The sequence below is a fragment of the Anaerostipes sp. genome, from assembly GCF_018381315.1.
Classification (GTDB): domain Bacteria; phylum Bacillota; class Clostridia; order Lachnospirales; family Lachnospiraceae; genus Anaerostipes.
The window spans coordinates 145,449-167,420 of the sequence record NZ_JAGZSD010000003.1 but is presented as its reverse complement, the minus strand read 5'-3'; the positions used below and the strand labels follow the sequence as shown (position 1 = coordinate 167,420).

The following is a 21,972-nucleotide window of genomic DNA, read 5'->3' as shown; positions in this document are numbered from 1 at the left end:
TTTCATGGGAAAAGGACTAGAAAGCTGTGTGGTGATTAAACAGAATAAGGAGTTAAGGTGCGGATACACGACAGGATCCTGTGCGGCAGCAGCGGCCAGGGGAGCAGCAGAAATCCTTCTTCTGGGCAGCAGGGAGCAGAAAGTTTCTCTGATGACTCCTGCGGGGATCAGGCTCTTTCTTGACTTGGAGGATGTCACAGCATGGGAGGATTCAGTGTCCTGCTGTGTTGTAAAAGATGCAGGAGATGATCCGGATGTGACAGACGGCATTCATATTTATGCGGATGTAAAGAAGATCCCTTCTCCTGAAATTTTGATTGAAGGGGGAATGGGGGTCGGAAGAGTTACAAGAAAAGGGCTTTCTCAGGCGCCGGGGGAGGCAGCGATCAACCGGGTGCCCCGGGAGATGATTACGGAAGCTGTCCGGGAGGTTCTTGACCGATCGGATTATGAAGGGGGACTGCTGGTCACTGTGTGGACCCCGGAGGGGGAAGAAACCGCAAAAAAGACGTTCAATCCCCGTCTGGGAATTGAGGGCGGGATTTCAATTCTTGGAACTACCGGCATCGTAGAACCTATGAGTGAGGAAGCGTTAGTAAAAAGTATGGAAGCAGAGATGCGGATCCGCCTTTGTGAGGGAAACGGCTTCCTTTTGGTGACACCAGGAAATTATGGAGCGGATTTTGTGAAAGCTCAGTATGGAATAAGACAGGACCGCATATTAAAGTGCAGCAACTTTGTCGGTGAATCCATTGACATGGCAGTAAATTTGCGGGCAGAAGGCCTGTTGTTTGTCTCACATATCGGTAAGTTTATCAAGCTGGCAGGAGGGATCATGAATACCCATTCCAGAGAGGCAGACTGCCGGGCGGAACTTTTGGCAGCGGCGGCTGTAAGGAGCGGCGCAGGACTTCAAACAGTAAAGGAGATCCTTGGGACAAAGACAACGGAGGAAGCTCTCGGCCATCTGCATTCAGAAGGGCTTTTGAAACCGGCCATGGACGATGTGCTGGGGAGAATCGGAGAGAACCTTTCCCGGCGGACTTATGGAAGAATCATGACCGGGGCGGTGGTGTTTTCCGATATTTACGGATTCCTTGGACAGACAGAACACACAGATACATTATGGAAGAGACTGAAGGAGATAAAATGAGCGGAATATTATATGGAATCGGAGTGGGGCCCGGAGATCCGGAGCTTATGACCTTAAAAGCGGTGCGCAAAATCAGGGAATGCAGTGTGATTGCAGTTCCCGGCAGGCAGCCGGAGGAAAGCACAGCGTTTCAGATTGCGGTAAAGGCATGCCCGGAGATCAGAGAGAAAGAATTAGTGGGAATCCATATGCCTATGACTAAAGATGAGGACAGGCTCCGGGAAAGCCATGAGGCAGGTGCCGGAGTTTTGGGCAGCTGTCTTTCCAAGGGAAAGGATGTGGCTTTTTTAACATTAGGGGACCCTACAGTATACTCTACTTATCTTTATCTTCACAGAATGCTGAAAACACAGGGATTTGTAGCGGAGATTATAAACGGGATACCGTCCTTTTGTGCAGCGGCAGCCAGGATGGACACAGGACTTGCGGAAAAAAACCAGCCGCTTCATATTATTCCGGCAGCCTATGAAGTTGAAAACTGTCTGAAGCTTTCGGGGACAAAGGTATTTATGAAGGCTGGGAAAAATCTGCCGAAGCTGAAGGAAAAACTGGTCCAGGAAAACCTTGCCGGAAGAATGGTGGAAAACTGCGGTATGGGGGATGAGAGACTCTATGAAAGCACGGCGGAAATTCCCCGGGAAGCAGGGTATTATTCTTTGATTATCGTAAAGGAACAGGAGGACGCAAGATGATTCATTTTGTAGGTGCGGGACCTGGAGCGCCAGATTTAATTACTCTGAGGGGAAAGCAGCTTTTGGAAACAGCAGATATTGTCATTTACGCAGGCTCTCTGGTGAATCCTGAGCTTCTCTCCTATACAAAGCCGGAATGCAGGATTTATAACAGTGCCGGGATGACTCTGGAGGAAGTGTTTCAGGTAATGATGGAGGGGGAAGCAGCAGGAAAAGACACTGTCCGGCTGCATACCGGAGATCCGTCCCTTTATGGTGCTGTCCGGGAGCAGATGGACCTTTTGGATGAGAAAGGAATTGCCTATGATTCCTGTCCCGGTGTCAGCTCATTCTGCGGAGCTGCGTCTGCTCTGAATCTGGAATATACCCTTCCGGATGTATCCCAGAGTGTGGTCATTACAAGAATGGCAGGGAGGACTCCGGTTCCGGAAAAGGAAAGCATTGAATCCTTTGCAGCCCATCAGGCCACAATGATCATCTTTTTAAGCACAGGTATGTTGGAAGAACTGTCCGGGAGACTGGCCGATGGAGGATATTCTCTGGAAACACCGGCGGCTATTGTATATAAGGCAACCTGGGAGGATGAAAAGACCCTGCTGTGCACTGTTGGGACACTCTCCGAGACTGCAGGGAAGTACGGAATTACAAAGACAGCCCTGATTATTGTAGGGGATGCTGTTTCCCATCACCACTATAAAAGATCCAGACTTTATCATCCGGAGTTTACAACCGGATATAGAGAAGGAAGGTCTGAATGAAGACCGCTGTTATCTGTTTCAGCCGGCAGGGGCTGGCCCTTGCATATACATTAAAGGATGGGCTGGAAAAGTACGGACATGAGACAGAGATTTCGGTAAAATCCCGGTATATTCAGGAGAAAGAGGTACTCTTCGTTGAAGAGCCGTTAAAAGACTGGGCCAGAAGGCAGTTTTCCGAAAAAGATGCCCTTCTTTTTATAGGAGCCTGCGGCATTGCAGTGCGGGCGATTGCTCCCTGTGTCAGCAGCAAGGATACAGATCCGGCTGTGGCAGCCATTGATGAAAAAGGAACTTTTGCCGTGCCGCTGCTGTCCGGACATCTCGGGGGAGCCAACCGTCTGGCAGAACAGGCAGCATCCGTTACCGGCGCTGTCCCGGTCATCACCACAGCAACTGATGTTCATCAGCTGTTCGCAGTCGATTTATTTGCAAAGGAAAATGATCTGTACATCACCGATCTTGGAATGGCAAAAGAAATATCTGCTTCTCTTCTGGCAGGAATTCCGGTTGGGTTTTACAGTGAATTTCCTGTATCAGGGGAACTCCCCGGGGGACTGGCGGTAGGAACGGATACGGAGCTTGGCATTTGTATCTCTGTAAGAAAAAACTGCCGTCCTTTTCCGCGTACACTGAGGCTTGTACCAAAGGCAGTGGTGCTGGGGATCGGATGCAGGAAAGAAACAAAAGCAGACATCATCCGGCAGTCAGTGATGGAGATTTTGAAAAAGGAACAGATTGAACTGTGTGCGGTTGGGGAGGCAGCAAGCATTGATCTGAAAAGGGAAGAGCAGGGCATCCTTGCTTTCTGCAGGGAACAGAATCTTTCCTTTACAACATTTTCTGCCGGGGAGCTGATGCAGGCCGGGGGAAGATTTTCTGCATCTGACTTTGTCAGCAGAGTGACAGGAGCAGATAATGTCTGTGAGAGAAGTGCCGTGCTTGCGGCCGGAGACGGCGGACGGCTGATTGCAGGGAAGCAGGCAGAACATGGAGTTACAACTGCTCTTGCTTTAAAAGATTGGAGGATTAGGTTTGAGTCATAAAGTTTATGTGGTAGGCATTGGTCCGGGAGACTTTGAACAGATGACCGTAAAGGCAGCAGAGACTCTGAAAAAAAGTGATGTCATCATCGGGTATACTGTGTATATTGACTTGGTCAGAGAACATCTGCCGGGCAGGGAGTTTTTGTCCACTTCCATGACAAAGGAGGCAGAACGGTGCCGCATGGCATATAAAGAAGCCGAAAAGAACCGGACGGTATCAATGATCTGCAGCGGGGATGCCGGTGTATATGGAATGGCCGGGCTGATGTATGAAATCGGTGCAGATTATCCGGACATAGAAGTGGAGATTGTGCCGGGAGTTACGGCCGCCACTGCAGGAGCCGCATTGCTTGGGGCACCGCTGACCCACGACTTCTGTGTGATTAGTTTAAGCGATCTGCTGACTCCGTGGCCCCTTATTGAGGACCGGCTTCTTGCGGCGGCAAAGGCTGATTTTTCTGTATGTCTTTATAATCCTTCCAGCAAAAAAAGGAGGGACCACTTGAAGAAGGCATGTGATCTGATGCTCCGGTATAAATCTCCGGATACCGTGTGCGGCATGGTAAAGAATATCGGAAGGCAGGGTGAGGAAAAAGAGATTCTTACACTGCATGAACTGAGGAACGCCCATGCGGATATGTTTACGACCGTGTTTGTCGGCAATTCTCAGACTAAAATCGTGTCCGGCGCCATGGTCACTCCGAGGGGATATAAAGATGTATAAAATATTTTTATTCGCAGGAACTACAGAAGGGCGGAAGCTGTCAGAGTTTTTAAACCGGGCTGAGGCAGCAGTGTATGTTTTTACAGCTACAGAATATGGAGAAAGTCTTGTGGAACATGGGAAAAACATGATTTTGTCCCATGAGAGACTTTCTGCTGAGGAGATGGAAGCTCAGATCCGCAGAGAGAAGCCGGATCTGGTTTTGGATGCCACACATCCCTATGCGCAGCAGGTTACAGAAAATATTCGTACAGCCTGTATCAATACGCATACAGAGTATGTGCGGTTAGTGAGAGAGGAAATAGAAAAGGATGCTGAAGATGTAGTTTATGCTGATTCAGCCCAGGAAGCCTCGGAGTTTCTTTCCGGGACCGAAGGAAATATTCTTCTGACAACCGGGAGTAAAGATCTGGCCCTATATACAGCAGTTCCGGATTACGGGAAAAGAATCTATGCCAGGGTGCTTTCCCTGCCGGAGGTTGTCAAAGATTGTGCAGAGCTGGGATTTCAGGGGAGCCATCTGATCTGTATGCAGGGCCCGTTTTCCGCAGAATTGAATACAGCAATGCTCAGACAGTATAACTGCAGATGGATGGTGACAAAGGATTCCGGAAAAGAAGGAGGGTTTCTGGAAAAACAGAAGGCAGCCAGGCAGGCGGGGGCAAGACTCCTGGTTATCGGCCGCCCGGTTAAAGAATCTGGGCTGACTTTAAAAGAGTGCAGACAGATGCTTTATAAACGCTGCAGGATTCCGTTTCATCCTGCCGTCTGTCTGGCAGGGATCGGCATGGGCGGTACAGAGACGATGACTGCGGAAGCTGTCAGTGCCTGCCGAAAGGCAGATCTTCTCATCGGAGCAAAGAGACCTTTAGAGACAGCCCGAAAGGCAGCCGGAGAAAGCAGCAGAGCAGATACATTTCAGGAATACAGGGCAGAAGAGATTTTATCCTTTATTCGAAAGCATCCTTTTTATGAACAGATTGTCATTGCCATGTCCGGGGATCTTGGATTTTACAGCGGAGCGAAAAAACTTTATCAGCTTCTTTTGGCAGAGAAGGAATGGAGCCTGAAGGCCGTCTGCGGCATCTCTTCTTTGTCGTATTTTATGTCCCGGATCCATCTGTCCTGGGAGGATGCTGTTGTTGTAAACAGCCACAGCCAAAAGGCCGGATTCATCCATACAATTGCGTCAAACCGGAAAGTTTTTGCTGTTCTGGGCACAGGAACTGAAACCAGTGAGCTGGCAGAGGAGCTTTTAGAGTATGGCATGGATGATGTAACTCTTTATGTAGGGGAACGGCTTTCATATCCGGATGAGAACATAAGATCCGGGAAGCCTTCAGAGTTTCTGAACTGCAAAACGGATGCCTTAAGTGTACTTTGTGCGGTAAATGATAGAGCAGAAAAACCCGATGTCACTCATGGGATGAGAGATGACCTGTTTCTGCGGGGAAAGGTGCCGATGACCAAGGAGGAAGTCAGGAGCATCACCCTGTCTAAGCTTTGTCTTACAGAGGATGCGGTTTGTTATGATATCGGGGCAGGAACGGGTTCTGTGTCGGTAGAAATGGCATTGAGGGCATCCGGAGGACGGGTGTATGCGGTGGAAAAAAATCCGGAGGCAGCAGAACTTTTATATGAAAACCGAAGAAAATTCTATGCAGACTCTATACAGATCATTGAGGGGACGGCACCGGAAGCTTTAAGCGGCCTGGAAGCGCCTACGCATGTATTTATCGGCGGTTCTTCAGGGAATCTTTACAGAATACTGGAAACGGTTCTTTACAAAAATCCGAAGGTCAGGATCGTTATAAACTGCATTACTCTGGAGACACTTTCCGAGGCGGTCAAAGCCTTTCAAAAGCTTGCGGTAACAGACCTTGATGTGGTGAATGTGTCCGTAGGGAAGGCAAAAAAAGCGGGAAACTATCATCTGATGATGGGGGAAAATCCGGTTTTTATCCTTTCATGCACGGGAAATGGGGAGGTAAACCGTGAAGATTGACAGACTTATGATTACAGCCCCGGCAAGTGCAGGAGGCAAAACCATGATTACCTGCGGTATCCTTGCAGCTCTTTCTGAAATGGGGAAAAATCCTGTTTCTTTTAAATGCGGGCCGGATTATATTGACCCTATGTTTCACCGAAAAGCCATCGGAACAGAATCATGGAATCTGGATCCCTTTTTTTCTTCTCCTGAGCAGATCAGAGCTTTCCTGGCTGCACATGCAGAGAATGCCGGTCTGGCTGTGATGGAGGGTGTCATGGGATATTATGACGGCCTAGGGGGCACGACGGCAAAAGCCAGTGCCTATGAACTTTGCAGGATTACAAAAACACCGGCGGTGCTGGCAGTCAATGCCAAAGGCATGAGTACATCCCTTCTTGCTCAGATCCATGGTTTTTTGTCATGGAAAAAGGACAGCCAGATCAAAGGGATTTTGCTGAACCGCATTTCTCCCATGATGTATCCGCGGTTGAAAAAACTTATCGAGGAAGAACTGCATATCCCGGTTGCCGGATACGTACCGGAGGTCTGCGGATGTACGTTTAAAAGCCGTCATCTTGGTCTGGTGCTGCCGGATGAGATTAGAGATATCCGGGAAAAGCTTATGCAGCTTGCCGACATTATGAAGGAAACCATAGAATGGGAAACCCTGCTTCGGATCGCAGAAAATGCTCCGAAACTGGAGGATGAGTGCGTTTCAGCGCCGCAATTTTCACTTGAAAGGTCCGGATATAAGACGGTCAAGATCGGGGTGGCCCGGGATGAAGCATTTTGCTTTATATACAGAGAGAATTTAGAGCTGCTTCAGAAAATGGGAGCGGAAATAGTTCCTTTTTCACCGCTTCATGACAGCTGTCTGCCTGAAAATCTGGACGGGCTGATTCTTTACGGAGGCTATCCTGAGCTATATGGCAGGGAACTGGAGAAAAACGTCTCCATGAGACGTGAAATCTTTTCGGCTGTCTCTTCCGGACTTCCCTGTATGGCAGAATGCGGGGGATTTCTGTATCTGCACAGAGAGATGGAAGACCAGGCCGGAATTCTCAGAAAGATGGCCGGGGTGATCCCCGGAAAAGCATTGAAAAAAGACAAGCTTTCAAGATTTGGATACATTACCCTGCATCAAAAGGCGGGAACTTTGTTCGGAACTGACAGCCCAGAACTGACAGCCCATGAATTTCACTATTATGACTCAGACAGCTGCGGAAAAGGGTTTTGTGCCAAAAAGCCTGTGGGAAGGCAGGAATGGGAGTGTATCCACGGGAGCAGTACTTTATTTGCAGGGTTTCCTCATTTTTATTATTATGGAAACCAGGAAGTGCCGAAGGCATTTTTAATGAAGTGCCATGAATATCAGACGGAAAAGAGGAAACAAGATGGATATCAGGGAACTATGCGGTAAGATTACTTTGCCTGATGAGACAGCAATGGAACAATGCAGAAAGCGGTGGAACAATATAGCGAAACCGCTGAACAGCCTTGGAAAGCTGGAGGACCTGACGGTAAAGCTTGCCGGGATTACCGGAGAGAAGAACCTGAACCTTTCAAAAAAAGCGCTGGTCTGCATGTGCGCTGACAACGGTGTGGTGGAGGAAGGAATATCCCAGTCCGGACAGGACGTCACTGCTGTGGTGTCAGAAAATCTGCTCAGGGGAAAAGCGACATCCAGCGTTATGTGCAGGCATCTGGGTGTGGATCTGTTTGCCGTGGATGTGGGAATTGCCTGTGAAACCCAGCTCATTCAGAAAAAGACTGCTTACGGGACAAGGAATATGGCAAAAGAGCCGGCTATGACCAAAGAGGAAACTCTCAGCGCCGTCAATGCCGGAATATCCATGGCATATGACCTGCACAGCAAGGGATACCGGATTGCTGCTACAGGGGAGATGGGAATCGGTAATACAACTACAAGCAGTGCCGCTGCCTCAGTTCTTCTGGACCGTCCGGCAGGTGAGATGACCGGACGCGGGGCCGGTTTGGACAGCGATGGACTCTGCCGGAAGATCCGGGTGATTGAACAGGCAGTAAGGCTGCATAAACCAGACAAACAAGATCCTTTGGATGTGCTTTCAAAGGTGGGAGGATTTGACCTGGCTGCTTTGACCGGACTGTTCCTCGGGGGAGCCGCGGCAAAGCTTCCCATCGTGATGGATGGTTTTATTTCCGGCACCGCGGCGCTGGCAGCGGTCCGCATATGTCCGGACACTGTCCACTATATCCTTCCGTCTCACAGATCAAAGGAGCCCGCTGCAGGAATTTTGTTAGATGCTCTTGGGCTGGAGCCCTGCCTGGACTGTTCCATGAGCCTTGGGGAAGGCACGGGGGCACTGGCGCTGTTTCCGCTGTTGGACCTGGCACTGGCAGTTTATCATGAGATGAGTACGTTTGAGGAAGTTGACATAGAGCAGTATGTCCCGCTTGTGTGAAAGGAGAGCCTGATGTTTACGTTAATTACCGGAGGCAGCGGCAGCGGAAAGTCAGAATATGCCGAAGGATTCACAGATTCCTGGAAAGAGCCAAAAATCTATATAGCTACCATGTTTCCTTATGATGAAGAAACCGAAAAGAAGATTCAAAGACACCGGGAAATGCGCCGGGATAGAGGATTTGTAACCCTGGAGTGCTTCACCGGCCTGTCTGCGGTCAGACTGCCGGAGGGGGCACATGTACTCTTAGACTGTATGTCAAATCTGGCAGCCAACGAGATGTTTATGGAAGAAGGGGCAGGTACAGGAACACCAGAGGAAATCCTGGCCGGGATAGAGAAGCTTCTTAAAGAAGCAGAGGATATTTGTATCGTCACCAACGAGATTTTTTCCGATGGGATAAAGTATCCTCCGGAAACGGTGCAGTATCAGGAGTATCTGGGGTTTCTTAACTGCCGGATGGCACAGATGGCAGACCGGGTGGTGGAGGTCGTATACGGCATTCCGCTGATACAGAAAGGATGACCTAAAATGAAACAGCTGTGGAACAGCTTTAAAATTGCAGTTTCTATGTATTCCAGAATACCTGTGCCCAAAAGTGAATGGACAGACAGGAATATGAAGTATACGCTTTGCTTTTTTCCTGTGGTTGGAGCAGCCGCAGGCATTTTTGTAATGCTGTGGGCAAAGGCCGGAGCTTTTCTTCAGTTAGGGACACCTGCCTATACGGCAGGTATCGTCCTGATTCCAGTCATTGTTACGGGAGGAATTCATCTGGACGGATTCATGGATACAGCAGATGCACTGGCCTCTTATCAGGATCGGGGGAAAAAGCTTGAGATTCTGAAGGACCCTCACTGCGGGGCATTCGCAGTCATTGCCTGTGTCTGCTATTTTACAGCTTACGGAGCGGCAGCCAGCGAGATCAGTCCGTCTATGCTTCCGCTGCTGGCCTGTGGGTTTGTAATGTCACGGGCACTGAGTGCATGGTCCATAGCCTCCTTTCCTATGGCAAAGGAAACAGGGCTTGCGGCCTCTTTTTCGGGGGCTGCCCATAAGCAGACTGTCTGTGTGTCATCCGCTGTCTGGACTGCAGGTTCGGCAGTGCTGATGTGCCTGTTTCATTTTCCTGCCGGTATTCTGTGTACTTTTGCCGCGCTTATAACTTTTGTTTTGTATTACAGGATGTCAAAAAAACAGTTTGGAGGCATCACCGGCGATCTTGCCGGATGGTTTCTGCAGGTGTGCGAACTGTCCACTGCAGTATGTCTGGCTGCCGCAGGCAGCATTATCTAAAGGAGAAAAAAATGATATTAATCATTGGAGGAGCTTTTCAGGGAAAAAAAAGATATGCAGAAGAGATACTGGGTATTTTGCCTGAACAAATGGCTGACGGAGCTGTATGCGGTGAAGGAGAAATTGATACCTGCCGCTGTATGTTTCATTTTCAGGATTGGGTAAGGCGCAGAATGCCGGAGACAGAAGATTGGGAGAGAGAAGCAGAACGTATTGTTCAGGCGAATCCTGATGTGGTTCTCATCGCTGATGAGCTGGGTTGCGGAATCGTTCCGGCGGATGCAGCCGACCGGAAGTTCCGCGAGATGGAAGGAAGGCTTCTGACCTGCCTGGCAAAAGAAAGCAGGGAAGTGCACAGGGTGGTATGCGGTATAGGGACGGTGATCAAAGGATGATCAAAGGGTATCTGATCCGTCATGGAATGACAGGGGGAAATCTTGACGGACGTTATGTGGGCAGAAGAACAGATGAAAATTTGAGCCCGGAAGGAAAAGCGTTGTGCAAAAGAAGGATTTGTCTGCAGGCGGATGTGATTTATACAAGTCCCATGAAAAGGTGCGTACAGACAGCTTCGTTGCTTTATCCTGACAGAGATGCAGTCATTCAGGAGCTGCTTTCTGAGTGTGATTTCGGCATATTTGAAGGAAAGAATTATAAAGAATTATCGGGAGAACCACGATACCAGCAATGGATTGACAGCGGCGGCACCCTTCCTTTTCCCGGAGGGGAAAGCAGAGCTCAGTTTCAGTCCAGGTGTCTGAAAGGTTTTTTTCTCTGTATGGAGCACTGTATGCAAAATCATTATCACAGCTTTGTTATGGTAGCCCATGGAGGAACCATCATGAGCATTTTAGATGCGCTGGCAGTCCCGTCCCGGGATTATTTTGAATGGCAGGTAAATAACCTGGAGGGATATGAGATCCGGATAGAAGAAGAACATTGGACTGCCGGCAGCCGTCGTGTCTGTGTGGCAGGAAAGGATACAGAACTATGGAACTGAGAGCGGCAGCATTATTTCTTGGATTTTTTCTGGATTTCCTGATAGGAGATCCTCACTGGCTTTACCATCCTGTTCGTCTGATCGGATCGGCAATATCGGTCCTAAGCAGAGGAATCCGCTCGGTTCTGCCTGAAACAGACAGGGGAGAGCGGGCGGGCGGAATCCTTTTGATCCTTTTGATTGGAGCGGGATGCTTTTGTATTCCTTTTTTTCTGTTAAAGCTGTGTTACGGATGGAACAGAACTGCCGGTTTTCTCTTGGAATCTTTGTTTTGCTATCAGATGATTGCCGCAAAAGCTTTAAAGGATGAGAGCATGAAAGTTTTTGCAGAACTGAAAAAGGGGTCCCTCTCCGGGGCAAGAAGAGAAGTTTCCATGATTGTGGGAAGAGATACCCAGAGGCTGAATGAAACAGGCGTTATTAAAGCGGCAGTAGAGACGGTAGCAGAAAATACCTCGGACGGGGTTGTAGCGCCGCTCTTTTATATGGCATTGGGCGGGGCACCCCTTATGTTTCTTTATAAGGGAATCAATACGATGGATTCTATGGTCGGGTACCGAAATGAAAAGTATTTGAACTTCGGAAGATATCCGGCAAAGCTGGATGATCTGGCAAATTTCCTGCCCGCCAGGATTTCTGCATGGTTCATGATCGCGGCGTGTTTTTTTACAAAAAAAGACGTATCTATGGCAAAAAAGATTTACATCAGGGACCGCAGAAACCACAAGAGTCCCAATGCTGCCCATACAGAGGCAGTGACAGCAGGGGCTCTTCATATCCAGCTTGCCGGCAATGCATGGTATTTCGGCAGACTGTATGAAAAGCCGTCTATCGGCGATGATTTAAGAAAACCGGAGCCGGAAGACATACAGAGAGCTAATGAACTGATGTATGGATGCAGCCTTTTGGCAGCAGTCGTTTTTGGATTTATTCTCATCATGATTGGTTTAAATTTTTGACTGGAAGGAGTATGGACATGAAGCAGCACAAACACGGAGGAGATATTTATCTGCATGGGGATGTCATTGATTTTTCAGCTAACGTAAATCCGCTCGGAACCCCGGAAAGTGTCAGAGAAGCGGTCAGAAAGTCGGCAGACTATGTGGAGCATTATCCGGATGTACGGTGCGGGGAACTGAAGAAAGCTTTATCTTCCTATGAGCAGGTGCCCAAATCCCGGCTGATCTGCGGAAACGGAGCAGCGGATCTGATCTTTGCCCTGACGCTGGCTGTCAAGCCGAGACATGCGCTTGTTTTGGCACCTACCTTTGCAGAATATGAACAGGCACTGGACAGTGTGGGCTGTAAGACAGACTATTTTTACCTGGAAGAGACGGAAGGGTTCCAGGTGACAGAAAGGATTCTTTCGCAGATCACACCTTCTTTAGATATGATTTTTTTATGTAATCCAAACAATCCCACAGGAGAGCTGATACACAAGGGATTTCTGGTCAGGATGCTGGAAGTATGCAGAAAATATCATGTTTTGCTGGCAGTGGATGAGTGTTTTCTAGACTTTGTGCCGGACGGCAAAGCTTATGAACTTTCAGGCTGTATGGAAGAATATGCAAATTTGTTTTTGCTGAAAGCGTTTACAAAACGTTATGCTATGCCAGGCATCCGTCTTGGATACGGGATGTGTTCCGATGAGGGTATTATTAAAAAAATGGAGGAGGTAACTCAGCCGTGGAGAGTGTCGGCTCCCGCACAGGCCGCAGGGAGAGCGGCGCTTTTGGAAACAGTTTATGCAGAGAAGTCGGTCCGCTTTGTGGAAGAACAAAAAGGTCTTTTGAGAATTGCACTTACAGATGCGGGATTCCAAGTGTACGGCTCCAGAGCTAATTATTTGTTTTTTAAGGGAAGACCGGATTTTTATGACTACTGTCTAAAGAGAGGATTCTTGATCAGAGACTGCAGCAACTACCGGGGGCTCTGCCCAGGGTGGTTTCGGATCGCTGTCCGGACACAGGAAGAAAACCGCCGGTTTATTCAAATGCTTTTGACGTTTACGAAAGGAGAAGCATCATGGCTAAGACAATAATGATCCAGGGAACAATGTCAAATGTAGGGAAAAGCCTTATCACCGCAGGGCTCTGCAGAATTTTTAAACAGGACGGATATAAAACTGCACCGTTTAAATCACAGAATATGTCGCTGAATTCTTATATAACCACAGACGGACTTGAAATGGGACGGGCCCAGGTCATGCAGGCGGAAGCAGCTGGAATTGAGCCGTCCGTTTATATGAATCCGATTCTTTTAAAACCATCCAGTGACATTGGTTCCCAGGTTATTGTCAACGGCAGGGTTCTTGGGAATATGAGTGCAAGGGATTACTTTGCATATAAAAAGACATTGGTTCCCGAAATACAAAAGGCTTTTGATACTCTGAGCCAAGAGAATGACATTGTTGTCATTGAAGGTGCGGGAAGTCCTGCCGAGATCAATTTAAAGCAGGATGATATTGTCAACATGGGTATGGCGAAGCTTGCCAGTGCGCCGGTTCTCTTGGTAGGGGATATTGACCGGGGCGGCGTCTTTGCCCAGCTGATCGGAACGGTTATGCTTCTGTCTGAGGAAGAACAGAAAAGGATTAAAGGACTTGTCATTAATAAGTTCCGCGGAGATAAAACCATCCTGGACCCGGGAGTTTCCATGCTGGAGGAAAAGGCTCAGATTCCTGTAGTCGGCGTGACACCTTACATGGACCTGGAACTTGACGACGAGGACAGCCTGACAGATAGATTTGAACAGGTAAAAGAAAAGGGACTGGTGGATATCGCCGTGATCCGGCTGCCGCGGATCTCAAACTTTACGGACTTTAATGTATTTGAACTGATCCCGAATGTTTCCCTGCGCTATGTCAAAAATCCCAGAGAGTTAGGCAGCCCGGATATGATTCTGCTTCCCGGCAGCAAAAATACGATTGAGGATCTTTTATGGCTGCGCCAATCTGGTTTCGAAAATACGATTTTGAGGCAGGCTGCCCAGGGAACCATAATTTTCGGCATCTGTGGCGGTTATCAAATGCTCGGGGAGGTTCTGTCCGATCCCTGCCATGTGGAGACAGGAGGAATGATCCAGGGGATGGGTCTGCTCCCCATAGACACTGTATTTTCCAAAACAAAGACAAGGAGCAGAGTGAAAGGAAATTTTCTGTCACTTGAAGGGGACTTGTCTTTGCTTTCAGGCACAGCCATTGAAGGATATGAGATACATATGGGCAGTTCAATTCAGCATGGAGAGGCCAGGCCGCTGACCTTCTTTGAAGATAAGGTCAACGGCATTACAAAGCTGTGCGGGACTTGGGAAGGAAATGTTTACGGCACTTATCTTCACGGAATCTTTGACTTGGGAGACACGGCGGAGAAAGTTGTCCGGGCTATCGGTAAAAAGAAAGGGATTGACCTTTCAGAACTTCCGGTGACAGATGTCAGGCAGCTGAAAGAAAGCCAATATGACCAGCTGGCGGATGAACTTAGAAAACATCTGGATATGAACAAAATATATGAAATCTTGAGAGAAGGGGCGGAAGACTGATGAGAACAGAAATCGAAAATATAAAGCCTGCACAGATCGAAGCCAGAAGCTTTGAGATTATAACAGAGGAATTGGGAGAAATACAGCTGATTCCCGGGACAGAACCCATTGTGAAGCGGTGTATTCATACCAGTGCGGATTTTGACTATGCCAAAAATCTTTGTTTTTCCGAACATGCGGCAGAAAAAGCACTGAATGCTATCCGAGACGGTGCGTCTATTGTGACAGATACGCAGATGGGGAAGGCAGGAATCAACAAAAAGAAGCTGGCTGAGTATGGAGGCTCTGTCCACTGCTTTATGTCAGATGAAGACGTGGCCAAAAAGGCGGAAGAAAACGGGACTACAAGGGCTGTGGCCAGTATGGACAAGGCGGCAGAGCTGGGAGAACGGTTTATTTTTGCGGTGGGAAATGCCCCTACGGCACTGATCAGGCTGTATGAACTCATAAAAGAAGGAAAGCTGGATCCCCACCTGGTGATTGGGGTGCCGGTGGGATTTGTCAATGTGGTGCAGTCCAAAGAATTAATTATGGGAGCCGGAGTGCCGTATATTGTGGCACGGGGTAGAAAAGGCGGAAGCAGCATTGCAGCCTGTATTGTAAATGCACTTTTGTATATGGTGGAAAAATAGAGAAGTAAGAGTTCGAGTGTAAGTTGTATATTATGCTGACAAACAGGGGACATATATTTTAAAAATAGAAGTGACGTCAAAAGCTTAATAAAACAACTTACCACTGTAATAGCTATGGTTGCGAGTAATATCAAGGTAATCTTTGGAGAGGGTATCCAAAGATTAATTAAATCTCCAATCTGATGTAAGATAATCACAATAGGTTGGAGGTATTATTATGTCAAAGAGAACAAGAAATGAAATTAGTCTGTTTAAAGGAACACTGTTGTGAAAGCATTTGTGAGTTTGTGATCATGTCTTCTAAATGATAAATGTGTTTTCAAACGTATTTCCAGACACGACAGGAGGATACAAAATTTGTTATACTAAATGCAAACATCTGCATTTTTAAATGTCGCTGTGTTTTATGTTTCCGTTTAATTCTGGTTTTTATAGAGATATTTGTAGAGTTATGATATTATATTAATGTTATTTAAAAGAATATCTGGGGAGGAACTAATATGGAAAAATCAAAATGGATTATAAAAGTCGGGGTGCCTATTATTACTGCGGTAATTGGAGTATATGGTGGAAATACTTTTGGAAAAGATAAAGCAATTCAAAAAATTCAACAGGAAGTTAATATTGATATGGATTCTAAAAATTATGTAGAGGAAATCAAGAAACTAGTTAAAGAGAATGCCAAATTAGAGCAAGAAAATAATGAATTGAAAAAGGCATCCAATAAAATTCAAAGAAATGATGCTAACAAGATTCCTATTAGTAAAACTAGCAATAACAAACAACTTTATCTGCTTGATGTAACTAAAGCCATAAATTCATGTTACGCATATGAGGAAAGGCGGGGTGAAACTATGTCTTTGAGAGGAAGAACATATTCGAATGGATTTATTATGGGTAATGGTGGAGAAGACGGAGTTGAGTTTAATTTAAAGAAAAAATATAATACTATTAGTTTTGATTTAGGACATGTGGATGATACTGATAAACAAGGGAAATTCTCTGTTTCTTTTTATTCTGATGGGAACTTATGCAAAGTGATTTCTATGAAACCTGAGGATCCTGTAAAACATTATGATGTTAATATTAATGAAGCAGAAATTATAAAAATATCATGGGAAAGCATTGACGGATTTACTACATTTGGAATGGCCAACGTAAAAGTACAATAAGGATTATTTTGATCAGTATAAATTTTTCGAAACTGACCAAAAGTTAATTTCTCTAAATTTACAATGTTGATTTCTTTTTTTAATAAAATCCTCTACTGTATTTGTGAGTTCATTTTTAATTATCAAAGACTTTTTAATAAAATATAAAAACAGTCATTGAAATTTTAAAAACAAGAAGGGTACTTTCGTAAAGAGCATTAGCAGTAAGGATACTATAACAAGCAGGGGCAGTAAGATCCCCTGCTTAGTCTTAATGAGAATTAATTTGTAATCCAACGCAACAGTAACAGAAGTTCAGGAATCGCTACAATCAGCATACCAAGTAACAGGAAAATTATGTAGATTAATGTAGAGTACTCTCTTGTCAAATGTTTACTGTGTTTCAAAGAATGGATTAAGTTTTTGATAAAAAAATTAAATAAATCTTCCATGTTCTCTCCTTTCATTTTATGAAAAAAGTATGTACTTTTTTCTACAATTGGTTTTTATATAATGTTTCCCTATAAATATGAATGATTTGGGACAAGGTAAAATCCATATATAAAGCAAGACTTGTTTTATCTCAAATATTCCTATCATTATTAGTATGATAAAACACTTTTGTTTTAATAAATCGCCTCGGAAAGACATCGAACAAACATCAATTTCTGTGTTTTTAACAGAATTACTTTTTTTATCGCTTTAATTTGGAATGTTATACAATAGATCTGAACAGGAAAACACAAGAGGATGGATAAATTATTTCAGAATTGGAATGAAAAACAGTTTATAGAAAAGTTAGGGGCATGGCTAGGTATAAAATAAGAATGATTGTGATAAAGCAATGGAAACATGCTAAGACAATATACAGAATTTAGCTTATCTAAATTAGAAATAAAAAAATGGATTTGACCATGAAGCACTCTACAATATTGCAAACTTAAGATTAGGTTGGAACAAAAGAAGTAGAAAGAACGTAGTAAATTTTATTATTAGTCCAGAATTACTAGAAAATAAAGGGCGGAGTTGGATTGCTTAATTCTTTAATTGCTATCTAAGAAAAGTTGGAATATAAATTGTAGAGTCATATTCGAGACCCATACGTACGGTTCAATGAGAGGGGATTAATTCAGAGCAATTATTCCTCTACCCTAGTAAAGGAAGTAATGTTATGGTCAGAAAAGGTCTGTTATATGAAACGATTATAAAAACAGCAGTTACCCTGACAGAAGAAAATGGATCCGATTACTTTTCTCTACGGAATCATCTGGAGATCGGTCAGGATGAAAGTTTTGATTTCATGTTAGAACACTTTATAAATTCTATTAAAAAAGAAGGTGAGGACAGTGGAAGACAAAGCCGCAGAGCATTATAAAAAGATGACAGAAACACCTGTTTCGAAGCTGGTTATTTCTCTGGGGATACCAACGATCATCAGTATGCTGGTAACAAACATCTACAATATGGCAGATACCTATTTTGTGGGACAGATAGGAACCAGCGCCAGCGGAGCAGTCGGCATCGTATTTGGCCTGATGTCTATTATACAGGCAGTGGGTTTTATGCTGGGACACGGGGCGGGAAGCAATATTTCCAGAAAGCTGGGAGCCAAAGATGCCGAGAGTGCATCATCCTTTGCGTCCACCAGTTTTATATGGTCCATCCTCCTGGGAATCCTCCTTGGTGCTGCCGGTCTGGTTTTTCTGGATCCTTTGATGCGCCTGCTCGGAAGTACAGATACGATCCTTCCGTATGCAAGAACCTATGCTGCATGTATTCTCGTCTCTGCACCGTTAATGACAAGCAGCTTTGTGTTGAATAACATTTTAAGATATGAGGGCAAGGCATCCTTAGCTATGATCGGTTTAACAGCGGGCGGTTTCCTGAATATATTTGGTGACTGGATTCTGATGACAAAATTCCATATGGGCATACTGGGGGCAGGATTATCTACGGCAGTATCCCAGGTTGTAAGCTTTCTCATTCTGTTCAGCATGTTTTTTGCAAAAAAGACCCAGAGCAGGCTTTCGCTGTGTTTCTTTTCCAGGGACCGGCAGATATTATCCGCTATCATAAAAACCGGGTTTCCGAGCTTAATCCGTCAGGGCCTGACCAGTATATCCACCATGGTTCTAAACGGCCAGGCGGGATTTTATGGAGATGCGGCAGTGGCAGCGATGGCGATTGTAAACCGGATCTGTTTCTTTTTGTTTGCGGTTGGCCTTGGAATCGGACAGGGGTTCCAGCCGGTCTCAGCCTTTAACTATGGGGCCAGGAAATATTCAAGAGTGCGGAAAGCTTTCTATTTTACTTTAGGGGCAGGGGAAATATGTCTGGGAACCCTGGCCGCCGCAGGATTTTTCTTGTCATCACAGCTGGTGGGGTGGTTCAGAAATGATCCCGAGGTAATTCTCATCGGAACATTTGCTCTGAGGGCCCAGCTTCTCACTTTGTTTTTACAGCCTATGGCCGTATGTGCCAATATGATGTTCCAGAGTATTGGGAAAAATGGAACCGCAGCTCTCTTAGCTATGCTGAGAAGCGGGATTTGTTTTATACCGGTGATCTTTATACTCCCAAGGCTGATCGGGCTCACTGGTGTGGAGACATCTCAGACAGTGGCAGATTTTCTGACGTTTGTTATAACTATTCCATTTGTAGTACAATTTTTCAGGAAGCTGCCGGAAGACAAAGAAGAAAGCCAGCCATGAAGAAACGTTTTTATGTAAAACAAAAGCAGTTCGGATCTTAATCAATCCGGGCTGCTTTTGTTTTAAGTATTAAAGGTAATTTACAGCCACAATGGCCAGACCGAGAACAGTAAGAACAACTCCGGTTGCACGGTTTAATACGACGGCAGAAGCTTTATTGGCAAATTTAGCTGCAATTCTGGCCCAGAGAAATGTATTGAGGACACAGAACAAAAGACTTGCCATGTCCGGCCGTCCTCCTATGGCAAAATGACTTAAGGAACCGGTAAGAGCTGTAAAGGTCATGATAAAGACACTGGTGCCTACAGCTGTCTTCAGTTCATAACCTAAGACACTTGTAAGGAGAAGAAGCATCATCATACCTCCCCCGGCACCTACAAAACCGCAGATAAAGCCGACCAAAGATCCGCAGAGCACTGACTGAAGAAATCTCTTTTTGCTGTTCACAGATTCCATACTGCTTCTTGTTGTCATGACAGGGCGGACAAGGAACTTGATTCCGAGCATTAAAGTCATGAAGGTGGAGAATCCGCCCATCGCTGTGCTTGGTACAAGACTGGAAATATAGCTTCCAACCAGTGTGAAACAAAGCACAGAAATCATCATGACAAGTCCGTTTTTAATATCCAGATTTTTGTGTTTTCCATATGTATAGGCAGATACGGCGCTGGCAAAGACATCGCTGGCCAGCGCAATGCCCACTGCCATATAAGGCTCCATCCCAAGAAAAGTGATGAGCATAGGGCTTATGACTGCAGCTGCACTCATGCCTGCAAAGCCAGTTCCGAGACCGGCCCCGATGCCGGCTAAAAAACAAATGATTAATTTATATAACATAGCGGTTTCCTCATAATTCGTATTTTTTATGATTTAGTGATTTGGTAATATTTGCATCAATTCTGTCAAAAAACCTTTGAAGCATGCAGCGTTCCTCAGCCGTAAATCCATCGAGAAGGAGAGCAAAGCATTGCTCCTGGCAGACGGAAAGAGAGATAATCCGGTCCTCCATATCAGAACAAAGGGTCAGCCGGTGTACCTTTCGATTGTCAGGATCCTGGAAGGATGAGAGATAACCTTGTACTCTAAGCGATTCGACAGCTTTTGATACATTGGACTTTGCGAATCCCCTCATGGAGGAGATATCTTTGGCAGTGTTGTGCTCCGGATTATTCCGAAGAAATAATAAAATATCAATTTCCAGCTGGGACAGGCCATACTGTTCCGACAGCGGCTGAAATGACTGGCGGTATAAATGTTTAAAATGGTTGGCATAGGTCAAAATATGATTCTGCATGAAACACATTCCCTTCTTTTTGGTTAGTTATTTTAATAACAGTTATAATTATAACTATATATGATAAAGCTGTCAAGAAGATACGGGAGGTGTGATATAATAAGAAAAAGGCAGGTGAAGCATATGGATAAACCAAGTAAATATTTAGAGCAGAAATTAATTCTCAGATTTTCAAATGATTTATGTAATAGGATTGATGAGACAGCTCAAATAGTGCATCTGAAAAAAGGGAGTACGGTGCTGTATCAGGGAGAACAGCCTGTCTTCATTTACTTTGTCTGTGAAGGCCTGATGAGAGGATACTACATAGATGAAGAGGGAAATGATATAACAAAATGTTTTGCAGAGGAAGGAGAATTTGCCTGTTCTGAAGGGCTGAGAACACCGGGAGAGGCAACATTTTCCGTAGAGACTATGGAAGCGTGTCAATGTATAAGGATTCCATACGCATTTCTCAGCGAAGATTTGAAGACAGACAGTGTGATCCTTGAAGTGATCCACCGGTTTACACAAAAGGCATTGAAGGCAGCAGAAGCAAGGGAAGAAGCACTTTTGACGAAAAGTGCATCCAAACGATATCTGGACTTCCAGTTCAATAAGCCAAATCTTGCAAGGCGGCTGAGCCAAAAGCATCTGGCATCTTATCTGGGTATCCGGCCGGGATCCTTATGCCGCATTAAAAATCAGCTGGCAGATCTTCACCTATGTGAATGACAGACGTCTTCTGCCGTTTTACAATACATAGGAAGAAAGGAGCGATTCTTATGGAATATGTATTGATAACGGGCGGGTCCGGCGGCATCGGATTTGAGCTTGCAAGGATTTTTGCCCAAAATAAGTTTGGAGTGATACTTGTTTCTTCTGATAGAGAGAAACTTTGGAAAGCAAAAGAAAAGCTGAAGGAAGAATTTGATTCTGAAATAGAAGTCTATGAAAAGGATTTATCAAAAACAGGTGCGGCAGGAGAAATGTACAGGGAAGTTTTAAAAAAAGAACGGAATATTACTGTACTTGTAAATAATGCCGGGTTTGGTCTAAAGGGAGAGACGCAGTCCATTGATATGAAAGAAGATCAGAAAATGCTGGCATTAAATGTTGGAGCAGTTGTGGAACTGACAAAGCTTTTTCTCAAAGACCGATACAAAGAAAAGAGCGGAAAAGTGCTTAATATATCATCCTCAGGAGCTTTTCAGCCCGGTCCTTATACTTCGACTTATTTTGCAAGCAAAGCGTTTGTCTTAAGCTACAGCAGGGCAGTAAGATACGAAGCCAGAAAGTATGGGATACAAGTCTGCACTCTATGTCCCGGTGCAGTAAGAACAGATTTCTTTCAAAGAGAAGGAGCCAAAATCCCTGCCGGAGCCATGGAGCCGGAGTCTGTAGCTAAGTACGCATATCGGCGCCTCATGAAAAATAAAAGTGTTTCTGTTCCGGGATGGAGAAACAGGCTGCTTCGTCTTCCTCCGGGTTCGATAAAGATGAAATTCATAGCAGCGATGAAACAGTAGTTGACAAAATCCCGGACTTCTTATAATATTGAACTA

General features: G+C 45.5%; 23 protein-coding genes. 21 read left to right on the top strand and 2 right to left on the bottom strand.

Going from position 1 to position 21,972, the window contains the following annotated elements:
• The first annotated feature begins 4 nt into the window (after window positions 1-4).
• The 19 genes from cbiD to KH180_RS03175 all read left to right on the top strand — a co-directional run bounded on the left by cbiD (window position 5) and on the right by KH180_RS03175 (window position 19,134).
• Window positions 5-1,153: a cobalt-precorrin-5B (C(1))-methyltransferase CbiD gene (cbiD, locus tag KH180_RS03265; RefSeq protein ID WP_290756324.1), complete on the top strand. Its 1,149-nt coding sequence runs from the start codon at window positions 5-7 to the stop codon at window positions 1,151-1,153.
• A complete protein-coding gene (gene cobI / locus KH180_RS03260) occupies window positions 1,150-1,845 on the top strand; it encodes a precorrin-2 C(20)-methyltransferase (protein ID WP_290756323.1) in 696 nt (231 codons plus the stop codon). Before cbiD ends, cobI begins: the two co-directional genes overlap by 4 nt.
• The gene (gene cobM, locus KH180_RS03255; protein WP_290756321.1) at window positions 1,842-2,603 is read left to right on the top strand and encodes a precorrin-4 C(11)-methyltransferase; all 762 of its coding nucleotides are present in this window, start codon (window positions 1,842-1,844) and stop codon (window positions 2,601-2,603) included. Before cobI ends, cobM begins: the two co-directional genes overlap by 4 nt.
• Window positions 2,600-3,646, top strand: coding sequence for a cobalt-precorrin 5A hydrolase (locus KH180_RS03250; RefSeq protein WP_290756319.1), 1,047 nt, complete (start codon window positions 2,600-2,602; stop codon window positions 3,644-3,646). Before cobM ends, KH180_RS03250 begins: the two co-directional genes overlap by 4 nt.
• Window positions 3,636-4,370 carry a precorrin-3B C(17)-methyltransferase gene (gene cobJ, locus KH180_RS03245; protein WP_290756317.1) on the top strand — a complete coding sequence of 245 codons (735 nt, stop codon included), beginning with the start codon at window positions 3,636-3,638 and terminating at the stop codon, window positions 4,368-4,370. Before KH180_RS03250 ends, cobJ begins: the two co-directional genes overlap by 11 nt.
• Window positions 4,363-6,375: a precorrin-6A reductase gene (cobK, locus tag KH180_RS03240; RefSeq protein ID WP_290756315.1), complete on the top strand. Its 2,013-nt coding sequence runs from the start codon at window positions 4,363-4,365 to the stop codon at window positions 6,373-6,375. Before cobJ ends, cobK begins: the two co-directional genes overlap by 8 nt.
• A complete protein-coding gene (locus KH180_RS03235; RefSeq protein ID WP_290756313.1) occupies window positions 6,365-7,780 on the top strand; it encodes a cobyrinate a,c-diamide synthase in 1,416 nt (471 codons plus the stop codon). The genes cobK and KH180_RS03235 overlap by 11 nt, the downstream gene beginning before the upstream one ends.
• Window positions 7,755-8,804 (top strand): nicotinate-nucleotide--dimethylbenzimidazole phosphoribosyltransferase, encoded by a 1,050-nt coding sequence (gene cobT / locus KH180_RS03230; RefSeq protein WP_290756311.1) that lies wholly within the window; start codon window positions 7,755-7,757, stop codon window positions 8,802-8,804. The genes KH180_RS03235 and cobT overlap by 26 nt, the downstream gene beginning before the upstream one ends.
• 12 nt (window positions 8,805-8,816) lie before the next feature.
• The gene (locus tag KH180_RS03225) at window positions 8,817-9,329 is read left to right on the top strand and encodes a bifunctional adenosylcobinamide kinase/adenosylcobinamide-phosphate guanylyltransferase (RefSeq protein ID WP_290756309.1); all 513 of its coding nucleotides are present in this window, start codon (window positions 8,817-8,819) and stop codon (window positions 9,327-9,329) included.
• 6 nt (window positions 9,330-9,335) lie between these two features.
• Window positions 9,336-10,100 carry an adenosylcobinamide-GDP ribazoletransferase gene (locus KH180_RS03220; protein WP_290756307.1) on the top strand — a complete coding sequence of 255 codons (765 nt, stop codon included), beginning with the start codon at window positions 9,336-9,338 and terminating at the stop codon, window positions 10,098-10,100.
• 11 nt (window positions 10,101-10,111) lie between these two features.
• Window positions 10,112-10,495, top strand: a complete 384-nt coding sequence (locus KH180_RS03215) for a bifunctional adenosylcobinamide kinase/adenosylcobinamide-phosphate guanylyltransferase (protein ID WP_290756305.1) — start codon at window positions 10,112-10,114, stop codon at window positions 10,493-10,495.
• Entirely contained in the window at window positions 10,465-11,100 is a 636-nt protein-coding gene (locus tag KH180_RS03210; protein ID WP_290756303.1) for a histidine phosphatase family protein, read from the top strand. The genes KH180_RS03215 and KH180_RS03210 overlap by 31 nt, the downstream gene beginning before the upstream one ends.
• Entirely contained in the window at window positions 11,091-12,059 is a 969-nt protein-coding gene (gene cbiB / locus KH180_RS03205; RefSeq protein WP_290756301.1) for an adenosylcobinamide-phosphate synthase CbiB, read from the top strand. The genes KH180_RS03210 and cbiB overlap by 10 nt, the downstream gene beginning before the upstream one ends.
• A gap of 17 nt (window positions 12,060-12,076) precedes the next feature.
• Window positions 12,077-13,141 (top strand): pyridoxal phosphate-dependent aminotransferase, encoded by a 1,065-nt coding sequence (locus tag KH180_RS03200; RefSeq protein ID WP_290756299.1) that lies wholly within the window; start codon window positions 12,077-12,079, stop codon window positions 13,139-13,141.
• On the top strand, window positions 13,126-14,640 hold the full coding sequence (locus KH180_RS03195) for a cobyric acid synthase (RefSeq protein ID WP_290756298.1): 1,515 nt from the start codon (window positions 13,126-13,128) through the stop codon (window positions 14,638-14,640). The genes KH180_RS03200 and KH180_RS03195 overlap by 16 nt, the downstream gene beginning before the upstream one ends.
• Window positions 14,640-15,272 (top strand): precorrin-8X methylmutase, encoded by a 633-nt coding sequence (locus KH180_RS03190; protein WP_290756296.1) that lies wholly within the window; start codon window positions 14,640-14,642, stop codon window positions 15,270-15,272. Before KH180_RS03195 ends, KH180_RS03190 begins: the two co-directional genes overlap by 1 nt.
• Window positions 15,273-15,772: 500 nt before the next feature.
• A complete protein-coding gene (locus tag KH180_RS03185; RefSeq protein WP_290756295.1) occupies window positions 15,773-16,444 on the top strand; it encodes an NPCBM/NEW2 domain-containing protein in 672 nt (223 codons plus the stop codon).
• Window positions 16,445-17,594: 1,150 nt separating this feature from the next.
• Window positions 17,595-17,798: a hypothetical protein gene (locus KH180_RS03180; protein WP_290756293.1), complete on the top strand. Its 204-nt coding sequence runs from the start codon at window positions 17,595-17,597 to the stop codon at window positions 17,796-17,798.
• Window positions 17,770-19,134: an MATE family efflux transporter gene (locus tag KH180_RS03175; RefSeq protein WP_330624378.1), complete on the top strand. Its 1,365-nt coding sequence runs from the start codon at window positions 17,770-17,772 to the stop codon at window positions 19,132-19,134. Before KH180_RS03180 ends, KH180_RS03175 begins: the two co-directional genes overlap by 29 nt.
• Before the next feature lie 69 nt (window positions 19,135-19,203).
• On the opposite strand, the gene KH180_RS03170 is transcribed toward KH180_RS03175, so the two are convergent.
• Both KH180_RS03170 and KH180_RS03165 read right to left on the bottom strand, forming a co-directional pair.
• On the bottom strand, window positions 19,204-19,971 hold the full coding sequence (locus KH180_RS03170; RefSeq protein ID WP_290756291.1) for a sulfite exporter TauE/SafE family protein: 768 nt from the start codon (window positions 19,969-19,971) through the stop codon (window positions 19,204-19,206).
• A gap of 10 nt (window positions 19,972-19,981) precedes the next feature.
• Window positions 19,982-20,428, bottom strand: a complete 447-nt coding sequence (locus KH180_RS03165; protein ID WP_290756290.1) for a MarR family winged helix-turn-helix transcriptional regulator — start codon at window positions 20,426-20,428, stop codon at window positions 19,982-19,984.
• Between the two features lie 123 nt (window positions 20,429-20,551).
• Between KH180_RS03165 and KH180_RS03160 the strand changes: the two genes are divergently transcribed.
• Both KH180_RS03160 and KH180_RS03155 read left to right on the top strand, forming a co-directional pair.
• Complete coding sequence (locus KH180_RS03160; protein WP_290756288.1) at window positions 20,552-21,142, top strand: Crp/Fnr family transcriptional regulator; 591 nt, start codon at window positions 20,552-20,554, stop codon at window positions 21,140-21,142.
• Between the two features lie 50 nt (window positions 21,143-21,192).
• Window positions 21,193-21,936: an SDR family NAD(P)-dependent oxidoreductase gene (locus KH180_RS03155; RefSeq protein ID WP_290756286.1), complete on the top strand. Its 744-nt coding sequence runs from the start codon at window positions 21,193-21,195 to the stop codon at window positions 21,934-21,936.
• Window positions 21,937-21,972: the final 36 nt, after the last annotated feature.